Origin of the sequence: Bradyrhizobium sp., assembly GCF_016462955.1 — a bacterium.
Lineage (GTDB): Bacteria > Pseudomonadota > Alphaproteobacteria > Rhizobiales > Xanthobacteraceae > Bradyrhizobium.
Window position 1 is genome coordinate 3,175 of sequence record NZ_JAEMSD010000518.1, and the last position, 1,528, is coordinate 4,702.

The 1,528-nt window shown below is 65.1% G+C and carries 2 protein-coding genes; both read right to left on the reverse strand.

The features are described 5' to 3' along the window. Positions 1–231: 231 nt before the first annotated feature. Positions 232–933: an SIMPL domain-containing protein gene (locus JHD07_RS33275; protein WP_291629844.1), complete on the reverse strand. Its 702-nt coding sequence runs from the start codon at positions 931–933 to the stop codon at positions 232–234. 5 nt (positions 934–938) lie between these two features. Next, a partial coding sequence (locus JHD07_RS33280) for a GyrI-like domain-containing protein (RefSeq protein ID WP_291629846.1) occupies positions 939–1,528 on the reverse strand: 590 nt, incomplete at its 5' end.

Here is a 1,528-nt window from a genome sequence, read left to right on the forward strand (position 1 = left end):
GTGGCGATGAAGCCGGGGCAGGTGGTGGAGATTTAGGTCTACAGTCGCCACAGCAACAGCTCGTCGTCCCGGGGCGCGACGAAGTCGCGAGCCCGGGACCCATAGCCACAGGGAGATGTTTGGCGAAGACTCGGAGTGGGAGCTGTGCCCCACACGCCGCCCTGGGGTTATGGATCCCCGCCTTCGAGGGGATGACAGCGAAATTGGAGTGCGCCGTGTGCCTCTTACGACCTACTGCTCTTTCTTGATCGCCCAGCTCACATTCAACGTCACCGTCAGCGTCTCCTCGCCCGGCGCGACCGCGGCCTGCGGTGCTGCGGCCATTGGCGCTGCCATGCGGCCCTTGAACAGCGGCACCGGGCCGCCGCCCTCGGTGATGCTGAGCGGCGCGCCCAGCGTAACGCCGGCAGCCCTAGCATAAATCTCCGCCTTGCGCCGCGCATCGGCCAAGGCCTGCTCGCGCGCATCATCCAGCAGCTTCGAGGCCTGCGTCACCTCGAACGAGATATTGCCGATATCGTTGGCGCCGGCGCCGACCAGCGTGTCGATGATGCCGGCCACCTTGGTCACGTCGCGAATCTTCACGGTAACGCGGTTGCTGGCGCGGAAGCCTGTTACCGGGGATGCGCCGGTGGACTTGTTCTGGCCGTATTGCGGCTGCAGCGACAGCCGCGAGGTCTGGTAATCCTTCTCGGCGATGCCCGCGCCCTTCAGCGCCAGAAGCACCTTGCCCATCGCGGCATTGTTGGCATCGGAGGCTTCCTTCGCGGTCTTGGCGTCTGAAGCCACGCCGGCATCGATGTGTGCGAGATCGGGCGCCGCGGATACCGAGGCTTCGCCGCTCACCGAGATCGCGGAGGGAAAATCCTCAGCGCGCGCGGGCGCGGCGAGCAGCGTGGCGGCGAGGACGACAAGTAGAGCAGGCTTTTTCATCAGTCTCACTTCAGCGGTACGAAAACGTTGATCACGAGCTTGTCCTCGGCCGTCTTCAGGGGATCGGTGAGGTATTCCTCGATGAAGGTGTCCTTGGCTTCCAGCCTCTTGTCGTCGAGGTGGTTGGTGATCGCCTCATAGGTGTTGTCCATGTTGTCGTAGGAGCCGCGATGGACGAACTTCAGCGCCTTGCCTTCCGGCGATTTGCCGATGCTCATGTCCTTGGGCAGGTTCTTGGGGTCCTGGTCGACCGGGATCTGGGCGAGGAAGGTGAAGCCGGTGTCGTCGGTCGAGGTGTAGACGATCATCGAATTGCCTGCGGGCTTGATGCCCTGCTTGTCCAGCAGCGTGTTCAGCGCCTTGAAGGCGTCGATCAGCGTGTCAAAGGCAGAGTCCCAATTGGCAGTGCCCTTGACCATCACGACCTTTTTCGGCTCGAGCGTGGTCTCGAGGCCAAAGGGATCGGCGGTCTGAACCGGCGCGGGCGTCGCGGCGGCCGCCGGAGGCGGGCTGGGCGAGGCGCTGGCGGCGGGCGCTGGCGATGCCGCAGGAGCGGGTGAGGCGCTCGCCGCAGGCGAGGGGGTTGCCGCGGGGG

Coding starts and splice junctions, on each gene's coding strand:
- JHD07_RS33275 (WP_291629844.1), bottom strand. CDS start 933: ATGAAAAAGCCTGCTCTACTTGTCGTCCTCGCCGCCACGCTGCTCGCC.